The following is a 21,488-nucleotide window of genomic DNA, read 5'->3' on the forward strand; positions in this document are numbered from 1 at the left end:
TGTTCAGCATCGCCAGGGGTGTTGCCGCAAAACCTCGGATCACTTCAAACCGCATGGCCTGACCAACAGGCCATTGACGGCCAGACCAAAGCGTGGAAGATACCGCTAACATGACGCTGGCAGCATAAGTCGGCGCGCACCCCGGGAAGAGGATGGATGAGCCGACCAACGCGTTTGATGCCGAGCGAATGGATCGCAAGGGCGGGCGTTGCAGGCAGCGCCGATCCACCCTGACCCGGCACCTCTGAACCAACAGCGCGAACGAACTTCTCCCTGCGGCCACTCGGTTGGTCCGCCGTCGGAGCATCTCGTCCGCGACGAATCACACGTTGAAGGAAAGGACCGGCCGCGCGCCGGACCACTTCGAGGGGACCTGAACATGACCACTACCCGCAGCTTCCGCCCTGCCCGCACCGCCCTGCTGTGCGCGACCATCCTGAGTGCCGCCTGCGCCTCCACCGCCTGGGCGCAGAGCACGCCGCCCGCCGGCGAGACTGCGCCCGACGCGCCCTCGGTCTCGCCCCAGTCGGGCGAAGCGCCGATCGCGCAGGGCGGCGAGCAAGAAATCGTCGTCACCGGCTATCGCTCGTCGCTGGCCAAGGCGGTCAACGCCAAGCGTGATGCCACCGGCTTCACCGACTCGATCTTCGCCGAGGACATCGGCAAGTTCCCCGACACCAACATCGCGGAATCGTTCAACCGCATCCCGGGTATCACCATCACCCGCGACGTGACCGGCGAAGGCGTGAACGTCGCGATCCGCGGCCTCGGCTCGAACTTCACCAACGTCACCCTGAACGGCGCGCCGATCGCGGTCGCCTCCTCGGGTGCTACCGATGCGCAGGGCACCGATCGCTCGGTCGACCTCAGCTTCTTCCCGACCGACCTGTTCACCAAGCTAACCGTGAACAAGAGCTACACGGCAGACCTGCTCGAAGGCGGCGCGGCGGGCAATGTGGACCTGCGCTCGGCCCGTCCGTTCGACCGCGCCGACTCGTTCCTCGCCTACAACATCCAGGGCTCGAACCAGGAGCCGGCCAAGCAGATCGGCGGCCGCGGCTCGCTGATCGGCAGCTGGCACAACGACACGATCGGCATCCTCGCCGGTGTCTCGGCGCAGCGGCTCTACACCCGCACCAAGGGCTTCGAGACGATCGGCTACACCAACCCGCAGCTGACGGCCGCGCAGTGCGGTGCGAGCTCGGGCTGCAACACCACCGGCGGCGGCAATTGGACGATCCCGGCGGTGGTGCCCGCGAACGCCGGCGCAGGCCTGGTCGCCGGCACGGTGATCGACAAGAACTTCCTGCTCGCCAACAATCCCGGCGCGACGATCCAGCAGATCGACAACGGGCTGATCCCGCGCCTCGGCCGCATTTCCGACATCCGTGGCCCACGCGATCGCATCAACGCGATCGTCAGCGCCGAATATCGCCCGTCGGACACCCTGCATTTCTACATCGACGGCCTGTACGGCTATAAGCACAACGAGCTGATCCGCGAGGACATGGCCTGGGTCGGCCGCAACGGCGCTTCGATCCCCACCAATCTAAAGTTCGACAAGTCGGACTGCAGCGCGGGCTGCACCGTCACTAGCGGTACCTTCGCCAACACCCAGTTCTTCGACGAATTCCGCCCCTATTACGAGACCACCGAGCTGTGGAGCGTCAACCCGGGCGCCGAATGGGAGATCAACGACAAGCTGAAGGCGACGCTGCAGGGCAATTATGCCCGCTCGACCTTCCACCGTGAGAGCCCGACCGTTGGCGGCATGACCCCGCTGGGCCAGGGCGGCACCGTCACCTACACCAACAATGGCGGCATCCCGGACATCCAGAGCAGCATCGACCTCAACAACCCGGCCAATTTCGGCTGGTACACCGGGGCGCGCGTCAACCTGCAGGACGAGCGCCGCCTCAACAAGAACAAGGGCGTTCGCGGCGACCTGACCTGGGGCGATCGCGCGCTGAGCCTGAAGGTCGGCGGTGCCTATGACGACACCTCGCGCCGGATCCGCGGCTATGACAACAGCCAGGCTTGGCAGAACGCGGTGTGCGGCAACAATCCCAGCGTCAACCTGCCGAGCCCGAACGGCCAGCCGCCCTGCGAAGGCCTGAACGCACCGGGCGCAGCGCCCGCGGGCTATCCCACCTACCCGGGTCTGGGCACCGGCTACACCGCCGGCCAGAGCGGCCCGGTCACCTATGCCGGCTCGCTGATCCCGAACGCGGCGTTCCCGACCTATCTGCAGCCCGGCCCCGCCGGCTTCGTGACCGTCAACTGGGACGCGTTCCGCAAGGCCAGCAACTATGACTATTTCCACGACAACGCGCCGGAAAGCGGCGGTTCGAACACCGGCGCAAGCGGCGGCCTGATCCGTGAAATCGTCAAGTCGGCCTTCGCCACGCTGAACGGCGAGCAGGAAGTCGGCGGCAACATGCTGCGCTTCAACCTCGGCCTGCGCTACGTCAACACGATCCAGACGATCGAAGGCCGCGTCTCGGTCGCCGATCCGCGCAACAGCACCGCGGCCGGCACCCAGATCGCGGACGGCAGCCGCTATCCGAACCTGGTCACCATCGTCTCGACCCGCAACAACTACACCAAGTGGCTGCCGGCCGCGACGGTGGCCTATGACGTGAGCTCGCATGCCGTCGTGCGCCTCGCCGCCTCGAGGACGATGACCCGTCCGGATCCCTCGGCCCAGCTGCCGGGCGTGAGCTTCGGCGCGCCTTCGGCCGACCAGGCGACGATCGGCAACCCGGCGCTGCAGCCGTACATGTCGACCAACATCGATCTCGGCTTCGAATATTATACGGGCCGCGACGGCGTGGTGAGCTTCAACGCCTTCCGCAAGTCGATCACCGGCTTCACCCAGAACCAGAACATCGACGCTCCGTTCTCGGCATTGGCGCAGTATGGCATCACTTACGACACGCTGAATCCGACCCAGCAGATCGCGCTTAATTCGCGCGGCGGACCGAACGCAGCGCGCGTGCTGATCACCAGCCAGGTCAACGTGCCGAACAAGCTGAAGATCAACGGCCTGGAATTCCAGTGGGTCCAGCCGCTCGACTTCCTTACCGAGAAGCTCGGCATCCGCGGCTTCGGCTTCAACGCCAACGCCACGATCGTCGATCAGACCAGCGACGGCCCTGCGCAGGCGTTCGGCGTCGCGCCGTTCACCTACAACATCACCGGCTATTATGAGCGCAACGGCGTGATGCTGCGCGTCTCGACCACCTCGCGCGAGGGGTCGCAGAGCAGCGGCAACACCCAGAACGGCATCCCGGCCGCGGCGCTGTTCAATTCCGACTATACCAGCTGGGACTTCTCCTCGGCCTTCGATCTCGACAAGATCCTGGGCGTGAAGAAGGCGCCGCAGCTGACGATCAACGTGTCGAACTTCACCAATGCGACGTTGCGTTCCTACTTCCAGTTCCCGAACGCGACGTTCACCTCGTACAAGCCCGGCCGCCAGTTCCTGGTCGGCCTGCGCGGCAGCTTCTGACGCGCGATATGGGGCGGCCGCAATGCAGGCCGCCCCTTGTTCTTCGGTTATCCGAGGACCTGAACCGTGGGGTCCCAGTAATAATAGCCCAGCGTCGCGAGGCTGCCGCCGGTGCTCATTTGCACGACCTGGAACCAGACCTGATATCCTTCCGTCCCGGGCGACAGCACGTTCGATGTCATGAAATATTGATATTGCTGCGTCGGCGTCCAAGTGGGGTTGGTCGTGCTCTGCTGCGGCGGCGGCACCGGCACAGTCGGTTGCGCGGTGAGGCCGACGGGCGTCGTCATGACGGTGTTGCCGGAAAATTGCACGATATTGTATGGAATGCAGTAGGTCGGCTGATCCCCCGAGAGGGTGACAGCGTACCAGTCGACGGTATCCCCCACCGTCGCATTGATGATCAGGTTCGGTGTCGCATTACCTGCGTTCTGGACCGGTTGCGCAAGATATTGCTGCTCCGTGATCATGTAGGCGAAATATGGCGGCGAAGGCGGATGCGCCAAGCCCGTCGGCTGGGTTGGACTGCTGCTCGGCGATCCTGCGTTCAGAACTGCCTGTGCATCGAACACCATCACGATGTTGATCTGTGCCATTCTTCTCTCTCCCTTGTCATGCACTTCAATCATGTCGCGCACCCTGTGTTTTGTTTTGCGCGTGATATGATACGGCCATCGAGACGAGCAATGCCATCTTACTTCAATATGAATGATGACGGATCTACATCTACCCTTTCCCGACCCCATAGCTGTCGCGCAGGTTCAAATTGAACTCCATTATTCGTCCAGTTCTGCATCTGTAAGTACCAAGCTCGCTCAGATGCTTGGGCTGGTAGTTCGGAGATCAGAAGCGCCGAGCGGCGTGGCTGAAGCACGCGATCATGCAACCCAGGGCGGCAGGTTCGGCAGTTCCGTGCAGCCCATCGCAGCGCCGAACTGTTCGCGTCATTCTGGTCCGATTTGTTGAACGTCGCGCAGGTCGCCGGATCGGCGCGCGCAAGGGTCCCGCCGCGATCTACGGTTTGCCGGCGCTCAACAAATGGGACCCGCTCAGTCGCTCCCCGGCCGCGGCGGCGCTACCGAGGCGCGGTGGACCAGCGTCGAGGGAAACAGCGACGGCTCCTCCACCCCCTGCTCGTCCCCGAAGAAATCGGCCAGCAGCTTAAGCGCCGCCGATCTGCCCATCGACACGATCGGCCAGTGCACCGTCGTCAGCGGCGGCCAGATATGCGCGGCGATCGCGGTGTCGTCGAAGCCGATGATCGACAGGTCCTCGGGCACGCTCATGCCCCTGCGCCGCGCGGCATGGAGCGTCGCCGCCGCCATCTCGTCATTGCAGGAGAAAATGGCGGTGGGACGCGGCGAGAGGTCCAGCAGCCGGTCGGCGGCGGCCAGCCCGCTTTCGAACGTATAGGTACCCTCGGCGATCATGCTGCGTGGCAGCTTGATGCCGGCATCGCTCAGCGCCTGCTCGAAGCCCTTGCGCCGCTCCCGTGCCGAGCGGAAACCGTGCGGCCCCGCGATCAGCCCGATCCGGCGATGGCCGAGCGTGATCAGGTGCTGCACCGCCTCCACCACCACCTCGCAGTCGTTCGAGGCGACCATATGCTCGGCGGCGTCGAGCATCGTCGATCCCATGCGGACATAGCGGGTGCCGAGGCTCTGGCAGAGCTCGGCCACCATGTCGTTCTCCGAAACCGGGGGCAGGATCAGCACGCCGTAGAGCCGCTGCCGCTCGAGAAAGGCGCGCACGTCCGCCAGCATGGTCGAAGAACCGCGGTCAATCGGGCGGACGATCAGCTCGAACTCGGTATCGCGGATGGCCTCCAGGATGCCCGCCTGCACGTTCATCACCATCTGCGCGTTGGGGTTGTCGTGGATCAGGCCGAGCAGGAAATTGTGCCGCAGCGCCAGCGCGCGTGCCTGGACATTGGGGATATAACCCAGGTCGGCGATCACCGCCTCCACCTTGGCGCGGGTATCCTGGTTCAATAACGGCGAGCGATTGATGACGCGGCTGACGGTCTTTTTCGAAACGCCGGCGATGCGGGCGACGTCGTTGATGGTGGGCTTGCCCGTCTTCTCCATGCGCCCATGCTATACGGCGGCGGCAACGATTGCGATAGAAGAACAACACCCCGGAAACCGATGGACAGCAGCTTCCGGCTGCCCAAATCGACACAGGAAGCGGGCGCCGCGCGCGGTGCCGTGCAGGCGCGAAACCGCCTGCAGACACCGCGCGCCGTCCGGTTACCGCCGAACGTCCAGCCCGCCCTCCGCAAAGGCGGCGAGGTCGGCGCGGGTGAACAGGCTCGCGTCGCCGGGCAGCGAGTGCTTGAGCGCGGTCAGCGCCAGCCCAGCCTCAGCCATGGCGCGGGCGTCGCCACCCTCCAGCAGGCCGTGGAGCACGCCGGCCGCGAAGGCGTCGCCGCCGCCGATGCGATCGACGATGCCGCTGACGCGAAGCTCCTCCGTCTGGTGCCCGCCCTCGCGCGTATCGACGCGGGCCGCGATGCGGTGGCTGTCGACATCGTCGACGTGCCGCGCGGTCGAGGCGATCAGCTTAAGCTTGGGGAAAGCCGCGAACGCCGCCTCGGCCGCCTCGCGCCGGCGATCGGCGCCGTCGCCCGGGAAATGCTCGCCGAGCAGCAGCGAGATGTCGCGGTGGTTGCCGAACAGCACGTCCGCGTGGCGGATCAGCTCGGTCAGCACGCCGCGCGGATCGCTGTCCCAGGCTTCCCACAGCTTGGCGCGATAATTGCCGTCGAACGACACGGCGATTCCGCGCGCGCTCGCCGCTTCGGCCGCCGCGATGGCCGCGGCGGCAGTGTTCGGCCCCAGCGCGGGCGTGATGCCCGAGAGGTGCAGCCGGGTCGCGCCCTCGAGCAGCGCATCCCAGTCCCAGCTCTCGGCGGGACGCGTCGCGAACACCGAGCCGGCGCGGTCATAGACGATTTCCGACGCGCGCAGCCCGGCGCCGGGGGTGAGAAAATACAAACCCATCCGGCCTGGCTCGGCGACGACTTGGCGAGCATCCACCCCGCGTCGGCGCAGTTCACCGACCGCCGCCGCACCCAGCGGATTGTTCGCCACCGCGCTGATCATCCGCACGTCATGGCCCAGGCAGGCCAGGCCGGTCGCGACATTCGCCTCGGCCCCCGCAACCGCAACGTCGAGCTTGGGTGTCTGCAGCAGCAGCTCGCGGCCCGGCGGCGAGAGCCGCAGCATCATTTCCCCGAAGAATGCGAACGTCATCGTGCCAGCCAGCCTCCGTCAACGGCGAGAATATGCCCTTGCACATAGTCCGAAGCGCGCGATGCAAGGAAGACCGCAGCGCCGCCCAGATCCGCCGGATCGCCCCAGCGCCCCGCCGGGATGCGCTCGAGGATCTGGCGGTTGCGGGTCTCGTCGGCCTGGAGCGCCGAGGTGTTGTTGGTGGCGATATAGCCCGGCGCGATCGCGTTCACGTTCACGCCCCTCCCCGCCCATTCATTGGCCAGCAGCTTGGTGAGGCCGGCGATGCCCGACTTGGATGCGGTATAGCTCGGCACGCGGATGCCGCCCTGGAAGCTGAGCATCGAGGCGATGTTGATGATCCGCCCGCGCTCGCCGGTCTCGCCGAAGCGGCGGACCATGAACTTGCCCGCGGCCTGACAGAGGAAGAACACCGATTTCAGGTTGGTGTCGACCACCGCATCCCAATCCGCCTCGGTGAAATCGAGGCTGTCGGCGCGGCGGATGATCCCGGCATTGTTGACCAGGATGTCGATTTTCCCCAGCTTATCCACAACTTCGTCCACAACCCTGTCCACAGGCTCAATGGTGGACAGGTCGGCGGAAATCATCTCCGCGCTGCGGCCGAGGGCACGCGCCTTGCGCACCGTTTCCTCGGCGGGCGTACGGCCGACGGCAGCGATGTCCGCCCCGGCGGCTGCAAGCGCCAGCGCGATGCCCTGCCCGATGCCGGTATTCGCGCCGGTAATGACGGCTACCTGGCCGGTGAGATCGAAGGGGTTGGTCATCGCATGTCCCTCTCCCCCTCCTGCCTGCGGGAGGGGGTCGGGGGGTGGGCCCCCGCTATCCATGGAGTACACCGCGCGGGGAAGCCGGGGGCCCACCCCCCCAGCCCCCTCCCGCGCGCGGGAGGGGGAGCTAGGCGCTCACGCCAGCTGGCAGATATCCAGCACCTGCATGTCGGTATAATCCTGGTTCTCGCCGGCCATCGCCCAGATAAAGGCATAGGCCTTGGTGCCTGCCCCCATATGGATCGACCAGGGCGGGCTGATCACCGCTTCCTCGTTTGCCATGACGATATGGCGGGTGGCCTCGCCCTCGCCCATGAAGTGCATCACCCGATCCTTCTCCAGATCGTCGAGCTCGAAGTAGAAATAGATCTCGCTGCGGCGTTCATGGACGTGCGGCGGCATGGTGTTCCACACGCTGCCGGGCTTGAGTACGGTGAGCCCCATCACCAGCTGCGCGCTGTCGCACACGCCGGGGATGACGAGCTGGTAGATCGTCCGCTCGTTGGACTCGGCCAGGCTCCCGCGCTCCAGCGCATTGGCATCGGCGATGCCGAGCTTGCGCGTGGTGAACGCCTTGTGCGCCGGGCACGACGCCAGATAGAAGCGTGCGCCTTCGCCGGAGAACGTCACGTCCTTGGCGCCCATGGTGACGTACAGGCAGTCCTTGTTGCCCAGCGGGAACGCCTCGCCATCCACCGTCACGATGCCCTCGACCGCGCCGACATTGACGATCGCCAGCTCGCGCCGCTCGAGGAAGGGGTGGCCCGCGGCCGAGGTCGGCTCGGTCTGGTCGGGCAGCTTCACCGGGGCGCTTCCCACCTGCACCCCGCCGATCACGAAGCGATCGGCATGGGTGTAGTTGAGCAAGCATTCGCCCGGACGGAACAGGCCAGAGATCAGATAGCGGTCGCGCAATTCCTCGTTCGACACGCAGTCCATCATATCCGGGTGCGTGGCGTAATAGGTGCGGTCGAACATCGTCTGTCTCCCCTGCCGGGCGCTTATGCCACCGGTGTCTATCAGGCTCTATCGAGCTTGTAGGCCTTGCGGACAAGCCCGTTGGTGAGCTCGAACGCGAGTTCCGCCGCCTCCCAGTCGAGCAGCCGCCCTTCGGCGACCAGCTGCGCCAGGAAGCCGCAGTCGATCCGCCGCGCGACGTCGTGGCGCGCCGGGATCGAGAGGAAAGCGCGGGTATCGTCGTTGAAGCCGACGGTGTTGTAGAAGCCCGCCGTCTCGGTCACCTGCTCGCGGAAGCGACGCATGCCTTCGGGGCTGTCGTGGAACCACCAGGCCGGGCCCAGCTTCAGGCACGGATAATGGCCGGCCAGCGGCGCCAGCTCGCGCGAATAGACCGTCTCGTCGAGCGTGAAGAGGATGATCGACAGATCGGTCGAGGTGCCAAAGCGATCGAGCAGCGGCTTCAACCCATGGACGTAATCGGTCGCCATCGGGATATCGGCGCCCTTGTCGCGACCATGGCTGGCGAACAGGCCGCCATTATGGTTGCGGAAGCTGCCGGGGTGGATCTGCATCACCATCCCGTCCTCGACGCTCATCGCCGCCATTTCGGTAAGCATCTGCGCGCGGAACAGCTCGGCATCGGCGGCAGTCCAGTCGTTGCCGAGGATCTTGGCGAACAGCGCCGCCGCCTCGGTCTTGCTGAGGTTCGCGGTGCGCGCGGTGGGGTGGCCATGGTCGGTCGCGGTAGCGCCTGCAGCTCGGAAGTCGGCGCGGCGCTTGACGTGCGCGGCGAGATAGCCGTCCCAGCTGTACACGTCCTCGCCCGTCTTCTCGGCGAAGATCTTGAGCGCGCCGTGGAACTGCTCATGCTCGACGTCGATCACCGCATCCGGGCGATAGGTGGTGACGACGCGGCCCGGCCAGCCCGATGCCTGCACCGCGTGGTGCGCCGACAGGTCGTCCTGCGGGCCCTCGGTGGTGGCGAGGAATTCGATGTTGAAGCGATCGAACAGCGCGCGCGGGCGGAAATCGTCGCTCGCCAGCTTGGCGTTGATCGTGTCGTAGTAGAAATCGGCCGTCTCGCCGTCGAGCGCGACGTCGAAGCCGAACACCTCGCCGAACACATGGCCCAGCCACATGGCGGACGGCGTGCCGCGGAACAGGTAGAGATGCTCGGCGAAGGTCCGCCACGCCGCGCGCGGATCGGTGGCGGGCATCCCCGCCTTGCTCGGCACGCACAGCGCATCGAGCGACACGCCCTGCGAGTAGAGCATGCGGTAGATATAATGGTCGGGCGAGAGCAGCAGCTCGGTCGCGTTCGACCAGTTGGCGTTGGTCGAGAACCAGCTCGCATCGGTATGGCCGTGCGGGCTGATGATCGGCAGCTCGGCCACCTCGCGGTAGAGTTCGCGCGCGATTTCGCGGGTGCGCCCCTCGGCCGGCAACAGCCGGTCGGGATCGAGCTTGAGCGGCTTGGCCATCGGAGACTCCGGGTAGGTCAGAGGAAAATCAGGCGTCCATGTCGACACGGGCGAGCCGCGGCGACAGGAAATGCACGCAGGCGAGTGCGACGAAATAGGCGCTGCCGGCCACCGCGAAGAGCGGCCAGTAGCTACCGATCCGCGCCAGCACTTCGCCGGCATAGAAGGACATCAGGATACCGCCCACCGCGCCGACGGTGCCGCCGATGCCGATCACCGAACCGACCGCACCGCGCGGGAACATGTCTGCCGGCAGCGCATAGAGGTTGGCGGAGAAGGCCTGGTGCGCCGCCGTCGCGATGCCGATCACGGCCACCGCCATCCACACGCTGCTCAGCGATTCCGCGAACAGCACCGGCAGCACCGCAAAGGCGCAGACCAGCATCGTCAGCTTGCGCGCGACATTGGCGGTGTACCCTGCGCGCATCAACCGCGAGGACAGCCAGCCGCCGGCGACGCTGCCCATGTCGGACACGAGGTAGATCGCGGCGAGCGGCAGTCCGAAGGTCTTGAGGTCGAGCTGGTAGCGCTCGAACAGATAGCCCGGCAGCCAGAACAGGAAGAACCACCAGACCGGATCGATGAAGAACTTCCCGAGCGCGTACGCCCAGGTCTCGCGCTTGGCGAGGACCGAACCATAGCCGAGCTTCTGCACCTTGTCGGCAGGGTCCTGCTCGATCCAGGCGAGCTCGCCCTCGGTGACCTTGGGGTGCTCGCGCGGGGTGCGGTAGAGCGTCCACCAGGCGATCAGCCAGACGAAGCTGACCACGCCGGTGATGACGAAGGCCGAGCGCCAGCCCCAGGCGATCACCATGTACGGGATGACCAGCGGGGTGAGCACCGCGCCGATGTTCGCCCCGGCATTGAACACGCCGATCGCGAAGGCACGCTCCTTGGCCGGGAACCACTCGGTCACCGCCTTGATGCCTGCGGGGAAATTGCCGGATTCGCCGATGCCCAGCGCGAAGCGGGCGATGGCGAACTGGGTGATGTTGTGGGCCGCGCCGTGGAAGATGTGCGCCACCTGCCAGACGATGAAGGCGATGGTGTAGCCGACGCGCGCGCCGACCTGGTCGACGATCTTGCCGAACAGGATGTAGCCGACGGCATAGGCGAACTGGAACCAGATGATGACGCCGGCAAAGTCCTGTTCGGTCCAGTGCAGGTCTGCCATCAGCGTGGGCTTGAGCACGCCGATCATCTGACGATCGATGTAATTGATGATGGTGGCCGCGAACAGCAGCCCGCAAATCACCCAGCGATACCGCCCCACCCGTTCCACGGCGCCGCTTACCGCGGCTTCGCCCTTGCTCGCCATCAACTCTCCAATCCCACTCCGCCGTCCCGGGATCAGGCGATCCCGATCGAGCACTGCACGCACAGCGCCGGCCCGAACCGCGCCTCGACCTTCTGCCCCGGCCGCACCGGGTGGACGCCGGTGACGGCGCCGGTCGATAGCCACTGGCCTGCCGCCAGGGGCAGCCCTTGGGCTGCGCGTTCGAACAGGAAGCGCACCGCTCCGATCGGTCCGTCGAGCATTGCGCTCGCAGTGCCGGTTCCAGCGACCTCCCCGTCAATCGTTAGCGACACCGGCCAATGAAGGAAATCCTCCTCAGAATATATACGGTATCCGATTAGAAGGCCATTGTTATTGCCGAAGTCGGAAATGGTGACTGCGGGGCCGTGGCGGTTGATGCCTTCGAAGGGCGAACCGGCGATCTCAATGCCCACGCGGATCTCGTCGATATAGGGCCGCACGGCCTCGTTGGTCCATGAGCGGTCGAAGCTGGCTGGGAGCGAGCCGAGCCGCAGCAGATACTCCGCCTCGGCCGCACCGAAGCCGTTGCGGAACACGGGCATTTCGGGCGCCTCGTCCGCCTCTGCCCAAACCACGCTGTCGGCGAAGATCGGGCCGGACAGACGATTGACGCCGCCATGACGTTCGATCAGCGCCTCGGGCACGCGGCCGACCTTCCACCCCGCGACCGGCTTGTCAAACAATGCGATGGCGCGCGTCTGGATGGCATAGCCTTCCTCCAGCGTCTCCGGCATCGGGCCCGGGTAATCGGCGAAACCCTCGCGGGCGAGGCGCGCCGCCACGAAGGCCTTGGCAATATGCTCGACTGCCGCTTGCTCCGCCACGCCTTGATTCCTTGTTCTGCCCCGATCGGACGCGTCTGATACCGGTAGCAAAGAGGGCGATCAACGATGCGCAGAAGGAGCCGGGGGTGTCCGTGAAGAAAAAGGCTCAGGCGGCCGCGCGCAGGTCGCGCTCCAGCGCTGCATAGCGCTTGGCCTCGTCCTGAATGCCCAATTGCTCGTAGAACATCGCCAGGTTGGCGGCCGCCAGATAGCTGCCGCAGCCGATCACCGATCCGTCCAGCATCGGCTGCTCGCCGATTTCCAGGCAGCGCAGCCATGCGCCCTCCACCACCGGCAGCAGTTCGTCGAACGCGATCTCCGGCGCATGGCCGGCCCAGGCGAGATACAGGTCGGCAACGGCGAAGTAGAAATCCGGCGAGGACGGCCAGGCCGCCTGCTCGGCATCGACCAACGCCAACGCACCCTGCAACTGCCCCGCTTCCTTCAAGGAGCGAACGGTCGAGAGCACCACGGCGTGGCGATAGGCAGCCTCGGGCGGCGTCAGGCGATAGGCCGTCTGCAGCGGCATCACCGCCGCCTCGGCCGCGCCGCGGACCAGGTGCTCGCGCCCGAGCTGGTACCAGAGGTAGGAATCGTCGGGCGTCTCCGCGAGCGCCGCCTGCAGCAAAGCGAGGTTACGTCCGTGCTTGGCGGCGAGCTGCGCCTCGGCATAGCCGTCATGCCCGATTTGCAATGCACCCGGCACGAGCGGAAGCGATGACACGGGCTGTTCGTGGATCCGTCCGGCATAGCGCACGCCGCGAGGCAGGAGACGCGGCAGGAACCGCCGAGCCGTATTGCCTTCCGCGCCCTCGTTGCGCAGCCGTGCGCAGCCGATGAAGGCAGGCCGCGCCGCGGATGCCGACGGCAATGCCGAGGGCGCAAGTGCCTCGAACCCGGCTTCGAGCCACTCATCGGCGTCGAGCATCAGGTTCCAATCGGCGTCCGAGTGATCAAGCGCCGCGTTGCGGGCAGCCGCGAAATCGTCGCACCAGGCGAACTTGTGCACGGTCGCGCCACAGCGCTCGGCGATCGCCACGGTGTCGTCGGTCGAACCTGTATCGAGCACGATCATCCGGTCAACATAGGGGCGCGCGCTGTCGAGCGCCCGCGCGATCGCGCGCGCCTCGTTCCGGGCAATCATCACCAAAGCCAGTCGTACCACGCGAACTTTCCCCCGGGGCGCCGTCGCGACGCCTCGCTCGGCATTATAGGCGATGTTAGGTTCCATGACGCAGCCTTGGCACTAACCGCTGCGCGCAGATCCCCAAGTCCGCCATTACGCCAGGCTGTTACCGCGCACATTTATGGCCCTGCGCCGCCCTGGGACGCGCGGGGATTCTATAATGGGGTACTTGCCACCGGTGCATCCAACGCCGGTGCATGGGGGATTCAAGGGATGAAACAGTTACTCGCGCGCGTGCGCGTGCCCGTCAAAATCCTGGCGGTGATTGCCATGATCAGCTTCGTCACGCTGGTCGTCAGCGGGATCGGCGCCAGCAGCCTCAATCGCGCAAATCGCGATTATTCCGAACTCACGCTGGGCACGCTGCCCGGCGCCGCCCACACGTCGCGGCTCAACCGACTGGTCGGGTCGATGGCCTATGCCGGCTATCGTGCCGTCGCCTATGACGGCAACAGCCCGATGGCCCGCGAAGCCAATGACGAAGAGCTGAAGCACTATGCCGAAGCCAAGACGCTGCTGGACATCATCGAGCGCGAAGATCCGACGTCCAAGACCGTGATCGGCGCCGTCCGCGACAAGCTGGACGGGCTGCAGAACAAGGTCCACGACGCGATCGAACGCGGCCTGCGCAACGACAATGCCGGCGCGCTGGCGCTGCTGCGCGAGGTGGATCCCGAGATCCAGACGATCACCACCAGCCTGGCGGACTTCAATGCCGCGCGCACCAAGGCCGCCGCGGACGCTTCGCACGAACTGCAGGACGCCGGCCAGTCGACCGTCTGGATGCTCGTCGTGATCAACGTGGTCTCGCTGCTGCTCGCCATGGGCACCGGCTATCTGGTCGCGCGCGTCGGCATCACCGATCCGCTCAATGCGCTGCAGGCAGCGATGCAGGCGGTTGCCGGCGGCGACCTCCGCCGCACCGTGCCGGGCACCGACCGCGGCGACGAACTCGGCACGATGGCACGCACCGTCGAGGTGTTCCGCGAGAACGCGATCGGCCTGCAGTCGACCCAGCAGGCCAAGGCCGCCGCCGATGCCGAGCAGGCCCGCCTGCTCGATGCGCTCGACAGCCGACTGGATGCGCTGTCGCACGGCAACCTCACCGCCACCATCGACATCGCGGTGGCGCCGGAATTCGAGCCTGTGAAGTCCAACTTCAACCGCGCCGTCGCCAATCTGCGCGCGCTGATTGCCCAGGTGCTCGAAAGCGCGACGACGATCCGCACCGGCTCCAGCGAGATCGCAACCGCCTCGGAGGATCTGGCGAAGCGCACCGAGGCCAATGCTGCCAGCCTGGAGCAGACCGCTGCGGCAGTCACCCAGATGGACCAGCGGCTCAAGGCCACCGCCCGCGCCGCCGACACCACCGTCCAGCGTACCAACGGCGCGATCCAGACCGTCAATGACGGCCGGGCGATCACCGACACGGCGGTGCAGGCGATGACCCGCGTCTCCGAAGGTGCCAAGGGCATCGACAGCGTCATCGAGGGGCTGGACAAGATCGCCTTCCAGACGCGTGTTCTCGCGATGAACGCCGCGGTGGAAGCCGGTCGTGCGGGTGAAGCAGGCCGCGGCTTCGCGGTCGTCGCCGATCTCGTCTCGCAGCTGGCGATGCGCTCGGAAGAGGAAGCCAGCCGCGCCCGCGACCAGCTGAGCGCAACGCAGAAGGACATCGTCGAGGCGGTGCAGACCGTCCAGCAGGTCGAAGGCGCGCTGGACACCATCTCGACCGCGACCGCGGAAGTGCATCAGCTTGTCAGCGCGATGGCGAGCGATAACCAGGCGCAGGCCACCGCGATCTCGCAGATCGCCTCGGCGGTGCAGACGATGGACCACAGCACGCAGCAGAACGCCGCGATGGTGGAGCAGACCTCCGCCGCCGCGCGCAACCTCAATGCCGAGGTCACCAGCCTCAGCGACTCCGCGCACCAGTTCGAGGTGGGCGGCCAGCGTGCGGCACCGGCGCGGCAGATGCCGCAACCGCAGCCCAGGCAGCAGGCGCAGCGCAGCAACGGCGGTGGCTATGTGTCGCCGGTAAAGCCCCTCCCCGCCGCGGCGATGGCCGGGGCAGACGCGGACGATTGGGCGAACTTCTAAGTCTGCGCAGACCGCAAAAGAAAACGGCCGGGAGAGCGATCTCCCGGCCGTTTCTATTTGGATGGTCTCGCTCAGGCGGCGGCGAGACGCGCGGCGCTGCGGGCACGGCGCCGCAGGGACGCGCCGACAAAGCCCACGCCAGCAATCATCAGGCCCCAGCTGGCCGGCTCGGGCACGCCGCTCGGGCCGAACACCGCGACCGGGGTCGCTGTGCCGATGGTCGCACCGGCGAGGCCGGCGGTGCCGAGGGTCGTCTGGAACGCCGCGGCCGCCTCGTTGGTCAGCGTCAGCACCGAGCCGGCGCCGAGATTGAACAGCGAGATGTTGTCGCCAAGGGTGAAGCCGTTGGCCGAGGCGCTGCCGCGGACCAGTCCAGCGGCCGTGTCGATCTGGAAATTGCCGATGCTGAGCGTGTTGCCGCCCAGCGAGAATTTCAGGCCCGAGCCGGCATGGTCGATGATCGTAGCACCGGTGGAATCATTGCGCGAGCCGCCGGTGATGAGGAAGGCGGCGACGAGATCGTTGCCGATCTTGAAGGCGCTGGCCGTGCCGTAGGTAGCAACCTTGTAGCCTAGCGAATTGAAGGTGCTGGTGGCGGTAAGGTCGACCGCGGTCGCACCGCCGATCACAGTGGCGGCCTGTGCCGTCACGGGGGTTAGCGACAGGCCCGCAACTAGGGCTGCCGCGCTCAAAGCGCCTTTAATCATCCGGATATCTCCTGAACAAGGTACAACACGCCAGGGAACGGCCGCATGGATCATGCCCGCAACTTGGCAGCCCCCGAACCGGGGGCGTGCGCAGCTGGTTCCGTCGATTTGTCGAGCTAAACGATCAACTTGGCTGAAAAATTAACCATTTCACGGCAGGCCGGCGGATTCCATCGACCACTTGCGCAGCTACGCATGAACCTCAGCGATTCAGGCGGTGGAGCAGCTGGGCGCGCAGTCGGCGTGCGGCACTCGCGTCGATCGGCCCCAGCGGCCCCCGCGCCGCCTCCGGCAGATGTTCAGCCGGGCGCTCGGGGTCGCCGAACACATAATAATCGAACAGCGCCTTCCAGGCCTGCTTCTCGGCGTCGGGGCGATCGCGCAGGCTGAGCAGGCCATGCAGCAGGGTGATCTGCGGCGTATCCAGCCAGGCCGGGCTGGTGTTCCACCAGTAATTCACCAGCACGTTGAACGGTGCCAGCGCCTCGACATGGTGCCACCACATCGCGGGATAGAAGAGCAGGTCCCCCGCCTCCATCTCCGCCACCTGGGCCGTCGCCATCGCCTCGCGGAAGCCCGGGTGGCGATCGAAATCGGGTGCCGCGAAATCGACCATGCTGACCACCTGCCCGCCCGGCGTCGGCTCGAGCGGTCCCGGGTAGAGGTTGGCGATCTGGTCGGGGGGGAACAGCGTGAAGCGCCGCCGGCCGACCGCGCACACCGCCAGATTGTGCGACATGTCGTAATGGCAGGTCGCAGTGGTGCGGTTGCCGATCCAGATGCTCGCCAGATGCTGGGCGAACATCGGGTGATCGAGCACCAGGTCGTTCTCGGCGCGGAAGCCGGGCAGATACTCGTCGAGGTCGGTCGAGCCGACATAGATGCTCGGCGCGTTCGGGTCGCCGATCGACGGACGCATCGCGTCCAGCAGCGGCGTCAGCGGTTCGCGGCGGCCCGTGAAGTTCAGGCCGGTGACGCTCTCATCATAGAAGAAGCGCCCGTGGATCTCGGGGGCACCGGTGAACGTCACCACCGGGCGACCGCCGTCGAAGCGCTGCAGCAGGTCCATCGCGTCCTCGGCCGAGGCGAGGCCGGCGCGCACCAGCGGCCAATCGGCGGCAATTCCCTTGAGGATCACCGGCGCCTGATCGGCCATCAACTGGTCGAACGGGATCGCATCCGGCGCAACGCCCTCGAGCACCCGCACCGCGGGCGCAGAACCGGCAAGCACGTTCACCGCGCCGCGCCCGCATTCTTGCGCTCGATCAGCGCGCTGATGTTGCCGAGCGAGGCGGCGACGAGATAGGCGAGCCCCAGCACGTTCGCGCGATGCAGCCGCTCGATCGCCTCGGGCGCCAGCGCCGCCAGTCGGTCGTGAGACAGCATCTGGAAGCCGTCGATCCGGTAGCGCTGCTCGTCGTGCAGCGTCACTTCGATGACGTTGCTTTCGAGCAGGCCCATTTCCTGGAACAGCGCGTAGACCGGCGCGGCTGCGCCGATCCCGCCATGGATCCGCCCCAGCACCCGCGAGACATGCTCCAGATAGCGGCTGGCGCCGCCCTGCGGCAGGAACAGCAGTTCGCCAGCCTCCGTGCCGACGCGGGAATCGTCGAGGTCGACATGCACCGTCGGCCCCTCATCGGAATCAAGGTCATCGGCAGGAATGCCGATCGAAAAGGGACCGCGCTGCTGAAGCGCAGGAACGTAGCGGCTGGTCCAGCGCTCGCCGTCGAAGAACAAATTCTCGTCGAGATCGAAGCCGGTGAGCGCCACCGCCTGCAGCCCCTCCCCCTCCGCCTCGCGGAAAAGGATTGGGAATTCGCGCTGTACGGCCTCGAACTCGGTGGGAAAAATAAGGATCTGGTTGGCGGCATCGCCGAATTCCGCTCCGTGGCGGAAGGCGACGCGCAGGTCCTGGTGGAGCACATTGTCCAGCGCGACCGGGTTCGTCATTCGAAATATACCCATCTTTCCGGGCGTCCCACCCGGTTCTGCCCGACCATGGCGCAAAGCCGCGCCCCTCTCAACCATCCGCATCCGCTGCGGGCAAAGGAAAGGGCCGCTGCCCCCGGCAGCGACCCTCCCTCTCCACTCGCGCGGATGCGCGGTAGCTCAGAACTTGAAGCGCACGCCCGCCAGGAAGCGACGGTCGAGTTCCTGCGCGAACCACAGCTCGCTGACGTCGCGGGCATAGGTCCGCACGCTGGACTTGGTGAGGTTGATGCCTTCCAGCGACAGCGCGATCTGCGGCGTGATCTCGTAGCTCACGTTCATGTCGAGCTGGCCGAAGGGCGCGGTGAACTCGGGGTTGCGCGAGCCCTGGCGGTTGATGCCCGACAGATACCGGTCGCGCCAGTTATAGGCGAGACGGGCCGAGATGCCGTTCTTGTCGTAGATCAGCGTGGTGCTGAACGTGTCGCTCAGGCCGAGCAGCGCGAACTGGTCCTGGCCCGGGTCGGCACCCAGGTTGAAGCCCACGTCGCCGCGCACCAGCGTGTACGCCGCAGCGACACCGAAGCCGGTGTTGCCGAGGAAGTACTGGCCAGCCAGCTCGACGCCGTAGATCTCGGCGTCCTTGTTGTTGACAGGCTTGGACACCTGGAACTGATACAGCGGATCGGCCGCAGTACCGCGCAAGTCATACTGGTTGTTGATCGCCTTGACGTAGTTGTCGTCAAGCGCGCGGGTCGAGCTGTTGTAGTTCGCCTGGAACTCCGTGGTTGCCGCCGCGACCGAACCGCGGTTCGCAATCAGGGACGACATCACGAACAGATTGACGTCGCTGATGTCGGCACCCAGCCCCTTCAGCGCGTCCTGCGCCTGGCCCGACCGCGTGCCTGCCGCGCCCGAGCTCGGATCGCGTAGACCGAACAGCGGCGAGGTGAACTGGCCGTTACCGACGAAGTTGTGCACCCGCTTGTCGAAGAAGGCCACCGAGACATAGCTGTCCGGCTTGAAATACCATTCCAGCGACGCGTCGAAGTTGTCCGAGATCAGCGGCGACAGGCTGGCGTTGCCCACCGATGCGGTCGGGATACCGCCATTGTTGGTCGGGCGCGGCGGACCGCCCAGCGTGGTCGCGGTGAACAGGCTGTTGTAGTTCGGACGTGCAATCGTCTTGCTGTACGACAGTCGGGCAAGCAGGTTGCGCTGCAGTTCGAGCTGGAAGTCGACCTGCGGCAGGATGTTGTCGTAGGAATGCGATTCATCGAACTGGGTCGTGTTGGTCAGCGACACCACCACGGTGAAGTCGTTGTCCGAAACCCAATCGACGGCGGACGGGATCGCCACCTGCGAGATCGAGCGCGACTTGGTATGCTCGTAGCGGATGCCGGCCACCAGGCGAGCCGGCGCATTGCCCACTTCACCCTTCCAGGTCAGCTGGCCATAGGCCGCCCAGATGTCTTCCTTGACGCGATTGTTGTTGTTGCCGGTGATGCCCACGGCGTTGCCGCGGCCACCATAGTAGGACGAAAGGATAGGATAGAGCTTCGAAGCATCCCCGCGGAAGGCGATCTTCGAGTCCGGATCCGAGCCCGGATCGTACTTGTCGAACTTGCACTCGAGGCAGAACGACTGGACCAGGCCCGGCGCCAGCCGCTGGACGTCGCCCGGATTGGCGATACCCCAGTCGCCCAGCGTCTGCTGGGTGCTGACGAAGGTCTGGCGCATGTCGGTCTTGCGATAGTTGGCGCCGAACTCGAACTTGCTGTCGCCGCCCAGATCCCAGCCGAAGTCGGCCCGCGCCTCGCGGACGAGCTGCTCCTGGGTCGACTTGTTGGTACGGCCGATCTGGCTGCCGAACGAGGTCAGGTCGAGCGGAACCGAACCGAGCGTGATGTCCTGCTTCGGAATGCCGGCGCCGCTATAGTCGACCGAGTGCGCGGCCACGACGTTGGCGCCCATGCCGACCAGCGTCGAGCTGACGCCGTTCGGGTTGTCGGGCAGGCTCGACGACTTCGAGATGTGCCCGTCGAGGCGCAGGTCGAGGTTGCTGGCGAGCTGCCAGTCGGCGTTGAGGCCGAAATCGGTCAGGCGGTTCTTCTGCGCGCGCGACTGCGCTTCGAAGCCCTCATCCTTGAAGCCGTTGATCGTCTCGTGGAGATAATTCGCAGTGGCGACGGTGGTGTTGCCGTCGAAATGCACTTCGTCGAACGGACGGCTGAACCAATTGGACAGATCCGAGCGGGTCTCGCGCTGGCGGTTCTGCGCATAAAGCCCGTCCGCGGTCAGCGTGAGGGCGTCGGTAGGCTTGAACTGCACCACGGCCTGGCCGTTGATGCGCTCGCGGCTGCCCTCGGCATAGTGATAGCGGCTGTCGTTGGGGATCGCGACCAGTTGGTTGGCGTTGCTCGGCGCGCCCTTGACGATCGTGCAGCTGGAGCTCAGCGTCGTCTGGCTGGCCGGGCACACCGTGTTGTTGCGGGTGAAGCCGCCGGTGACGAAGCTGCTGTACGGAACGATGTTCCAGTCGTTCGAGGTCGCCGCGATCGAAGTGAAGTTACGCTTCTGGTAGCTGCCGAACAGCTCGACACCGAAGCGCTGGTCCGCGTCGCTCCAGCCGACCACGCCGGAGAACTCCGGGGTGACCTTTGCGCCGCAATCCAGGCAGCCGTCGACGCTGGTGTCGTACACCGCCTTGGCGCCGATGCTGCCGTTGAAGCCCGGCTTGCTGCCGCTGTCGAGCGGACGACGGGTGACGACGTTGATCGTCGCGCCGATGCCGCCCGACGGCACCGCGGCGCGGCCGGTCTTGTACACTTCGAGCGTACGAACGCCTTCGGTCGCGAGGTTCGAGAAGTCGAAAGAGCGGGTGGTGCCCTGTGCACCGTCGGCATTCTGGTCGCCGCCGACGACTGAGATCGCCGCCGAGGCCAGCTGGCGGCCGTTCAGCGTGACGAGGTTGTACTGCGGGCCGAAGCCGCGGACGGTAACCTGCGAACCTTCACCGTTGGTGCGGTTGATCGACACGCCCGGAATTCGCTGCAGCGATTCCGCGAGGTTGGTATCCGGGAACTTGCCGATGTCTTCCGCCGAGATGGCGTCGACGATACCCGGTGCTTCGCGCTTGATCGCGATCGACCGTTCGAGCGACGCGCGAATACCGGTGACGACGATTTCTTCGCCCTGCCCGCCTTCTTGCTGCGGCGCCGCGGTGGCAACGTTGTCGGTCTGTGCTTGTGCAATCGTTGGCAATACCATGCAAGCAGCCACTGCCATCATGGAAGCCGAGCGCGACCATGTAGTCGAACGCGATACGCTCTTCATGTCCCCTCCTCTGCCGACTTTGATCGTCGGAAACCGTTTTTGTTGCGAACGCCCCGATGCTTTCGCGACGCCGGTATCGCTACCATCGGGCCCAACATTGTCAATGTTG

At 65.9% G+C, this 21,488-nt stretch carries 15 protein-coding genes; 2 read left to right on the plus strand and 13 right to left on the minus strand.

The features are described 5' to 3' along the window. Positions 1-379 precede the first annotated feature (379 nt). A complete protein-coding gene (locus ABIC35_RS18245) occupies positions 380-3,511 on the plus strand; it encodes a TonB-dependent receptor (RefSeq protein ID WP_183049365.1) in 3,132 nt (1,043 codons plus the stop codon). A 47-nt stretch (positions 3,512-3,558) separates the two neighbouring features. Here the strand turns inward: ABIC35_RS18245 and ABIC35_RS18250 are convergent, their stop codons facing one another. The 9 genes from ABIC35_RS18250 to ABIC35_RS18290 form a co-directional block, all read right to left on the minus strand. Then, complete coding sequence (locus tag ABIC35_RS18250) at positions 3,559-4,107, minus strand: AidA/PixA family protein (protein ID WP_183049364.1); 549 nt, start codon at positions 4,105-4,107, stop codon at positions 3,559-3,561. Between the two features lie 453 nt (positions 4,108-4,560). Beyond that, complete coding sequence (locus tag ABIC35_RS18255) at positions 4,561-5,598, minus strand: LacI family DNA-binding transcriptional regulator (RefSeq protein WP_121076173.1); 1,038 nt, start codon at positions 5,596-5,598, stop codon at positions 4,561-4,563. A 162-nt stretch (positions 5,599-5,760) separates the two neighbouring features. Continuing rightward, a complete protein-coding gene (locus ABIC35_RS18260) occupies positions 5,761-6,765 on the minus strand; it encodes a PfkB family carbohydrate kinase (RefSeq protein ID WP_121076170.1) in 1,005 nt (334 codons plus the stop codon). Continuing rightward, positions 6,762-7,532 carry a 2-dehydro-3-deoxy-D-gluconate 5-dehydrogenase KduD gene (gene kduD, locus ABIC35_RS18265; RefSeq protein ID WP_121076167.1) on the minus strand — a complete coding sequence of 257 codons (771 nt, stop codon included), beginning with the start codon at positions 7,530-7,532 and terminating at the stop codon, positions 6,762-6,764. The genes ABIC35_RS18260 and kduD overlap by 4 nt, the downstream gene beginning before the upstream one ends. Before the next feature lie 138 nt (positions 7,533-7,670). Next, positions 7,671-8,513, minus strand: coding sequence for a 5-dehydro-4-deoxy-D-glucuronate isomerase (gene kduI, locus ABIC35_RS18270; RefSeq protein ID WP_121076164.1), 843 nt, complete (start codon positions 8,511-8,513; stop codon positions 7,671-7,673). A 41-nt stretch (positions 8,514-8,554) separates the two neighbouring features. Next, entirely contained in the window at positions 8,555-9,976 is a 1,422-nt protein-coding gene (uxaC, locus tag ABIC35_RS18275) for a glucuronate isomerase (RefSeq protein WP_121076161.1), read from the minus strand. 28 nt (positions 9,977-10,004) lie between these two features. Then, complete coding sequence (locus ABIC35_RS18280) at positions 10,005-11,294, minus strand: MFS transporter (RefSeq protein WP_121076158.1); 1,290 nt, start codon at positions 11,292-11,294, stop codon at positions 10,005-10,007. 32 nt (positions 11,295-11,326) lie between these two features. Then, entirely contained in the window at positions 11,327-12,118 is a 792-nt protein-coding gene (locus tag ABIC35_RS18285; RefSeq protein ID WP_121076155.1) for a 2-keto-4-pentenoate hydratase, read from the minus strand. A gap of 106 nt (positions 12,119-12,224) precedes the next feature. Next, on the minus strand, positions 12,225-13,283 hold the full coding sequence (locus ABIC35_RS18290; RefSeq protein ID WP_354278546.1) for a glycosyltransferase family 2 protein: 1,059 nt from the start codon (positions 13,281-13,283) through the stop codon (positions 12,225-12,227). Positions 13,284-13,517: 234 nt separating this feature from the next. Here ABIC35_RS18290 and ABIC35_RS18295 point away from each other — a divergent pair, with 234 nt between their 5' ends. Continuing rightward, entirely contained in the window at positions 13,518-15,404 is a 1,887-nt protein-coding gene (locus tag ABIC35_RS18295; protein WP_354278547.1) for a methyl-accepting chemotaxis protein, read from the plus strand. A 71-nt stretch (positions 15,405-15,475) separates the two neighbouring features. On the opposite strand, the gene ABIC35_RS18300 is transcribed toward ABIC35_RS18295, so the two are convergent. From ABIC35_RS18300 to ABIC35_RS18315, 4 genes are all read right to left on the minus strand, one after another. After that, entirely contained in the window at positions 15,476-16,111 is a 636-nt protein-coding gene (locus ABIC35_RS18300; RefSeq protein ID WP_183049363.1) for a PEPxxWA-CTERM sorting domain-containing protein, read from the minus strand. A 202-nt stretch (positions 16,112-16,313) separates the two neighbouring features. After that, on the minus strand, positions 16,314-17,348 hold the full coding sequence (locus ABIC35_RS18305; RefSeq protein WP_354278548.1) for a cupin-like domain-containing protein: 1,035 nt from the start codon (positions 17,346-17,348) through the stop codon (positions 16,314-16,316). Further along, on the minus strand, positions 17,345-18,064 hold the full coding sequence (locus tag ABIC35_RS18310) for a SapC family protein (RefSeq protein ID WP_121076146.1): 720 nt from the start codon (positions 18,062-18,064) through the stop codon (positions 17,345-17,347). Before ABIC35_RS18310 ends, ABIC35_RS18305 begins: the two co-directional genes overlap by 4 nt. Before the next feature lie 159 nt (positions 18,065-18,223). Further along, the gene (locus tag ABIC35_RS18315; protein WP_121076143.1) at positions 18,224-21,379 is read right to left on the minus strand and encodes a TonB-dependent receptor; all 3,156 of its coding nucleotides are present in this window, start codon (positions 21,377-21,379) and stop codon (positions 18,224-18,226) included. Positions 21,380-21,488 lie beyond the last annotated feature (109 nt).

Source organism: Sphingomonas trueperi, from assembly GCF_040545965.1.
GTDB lineage: Bacteria > Pseudomonadota > Alphaproteobacteria > Sphingomonadales > Sphingomonadaceae > Sphingomonas > Sphingomonas trueperi_C.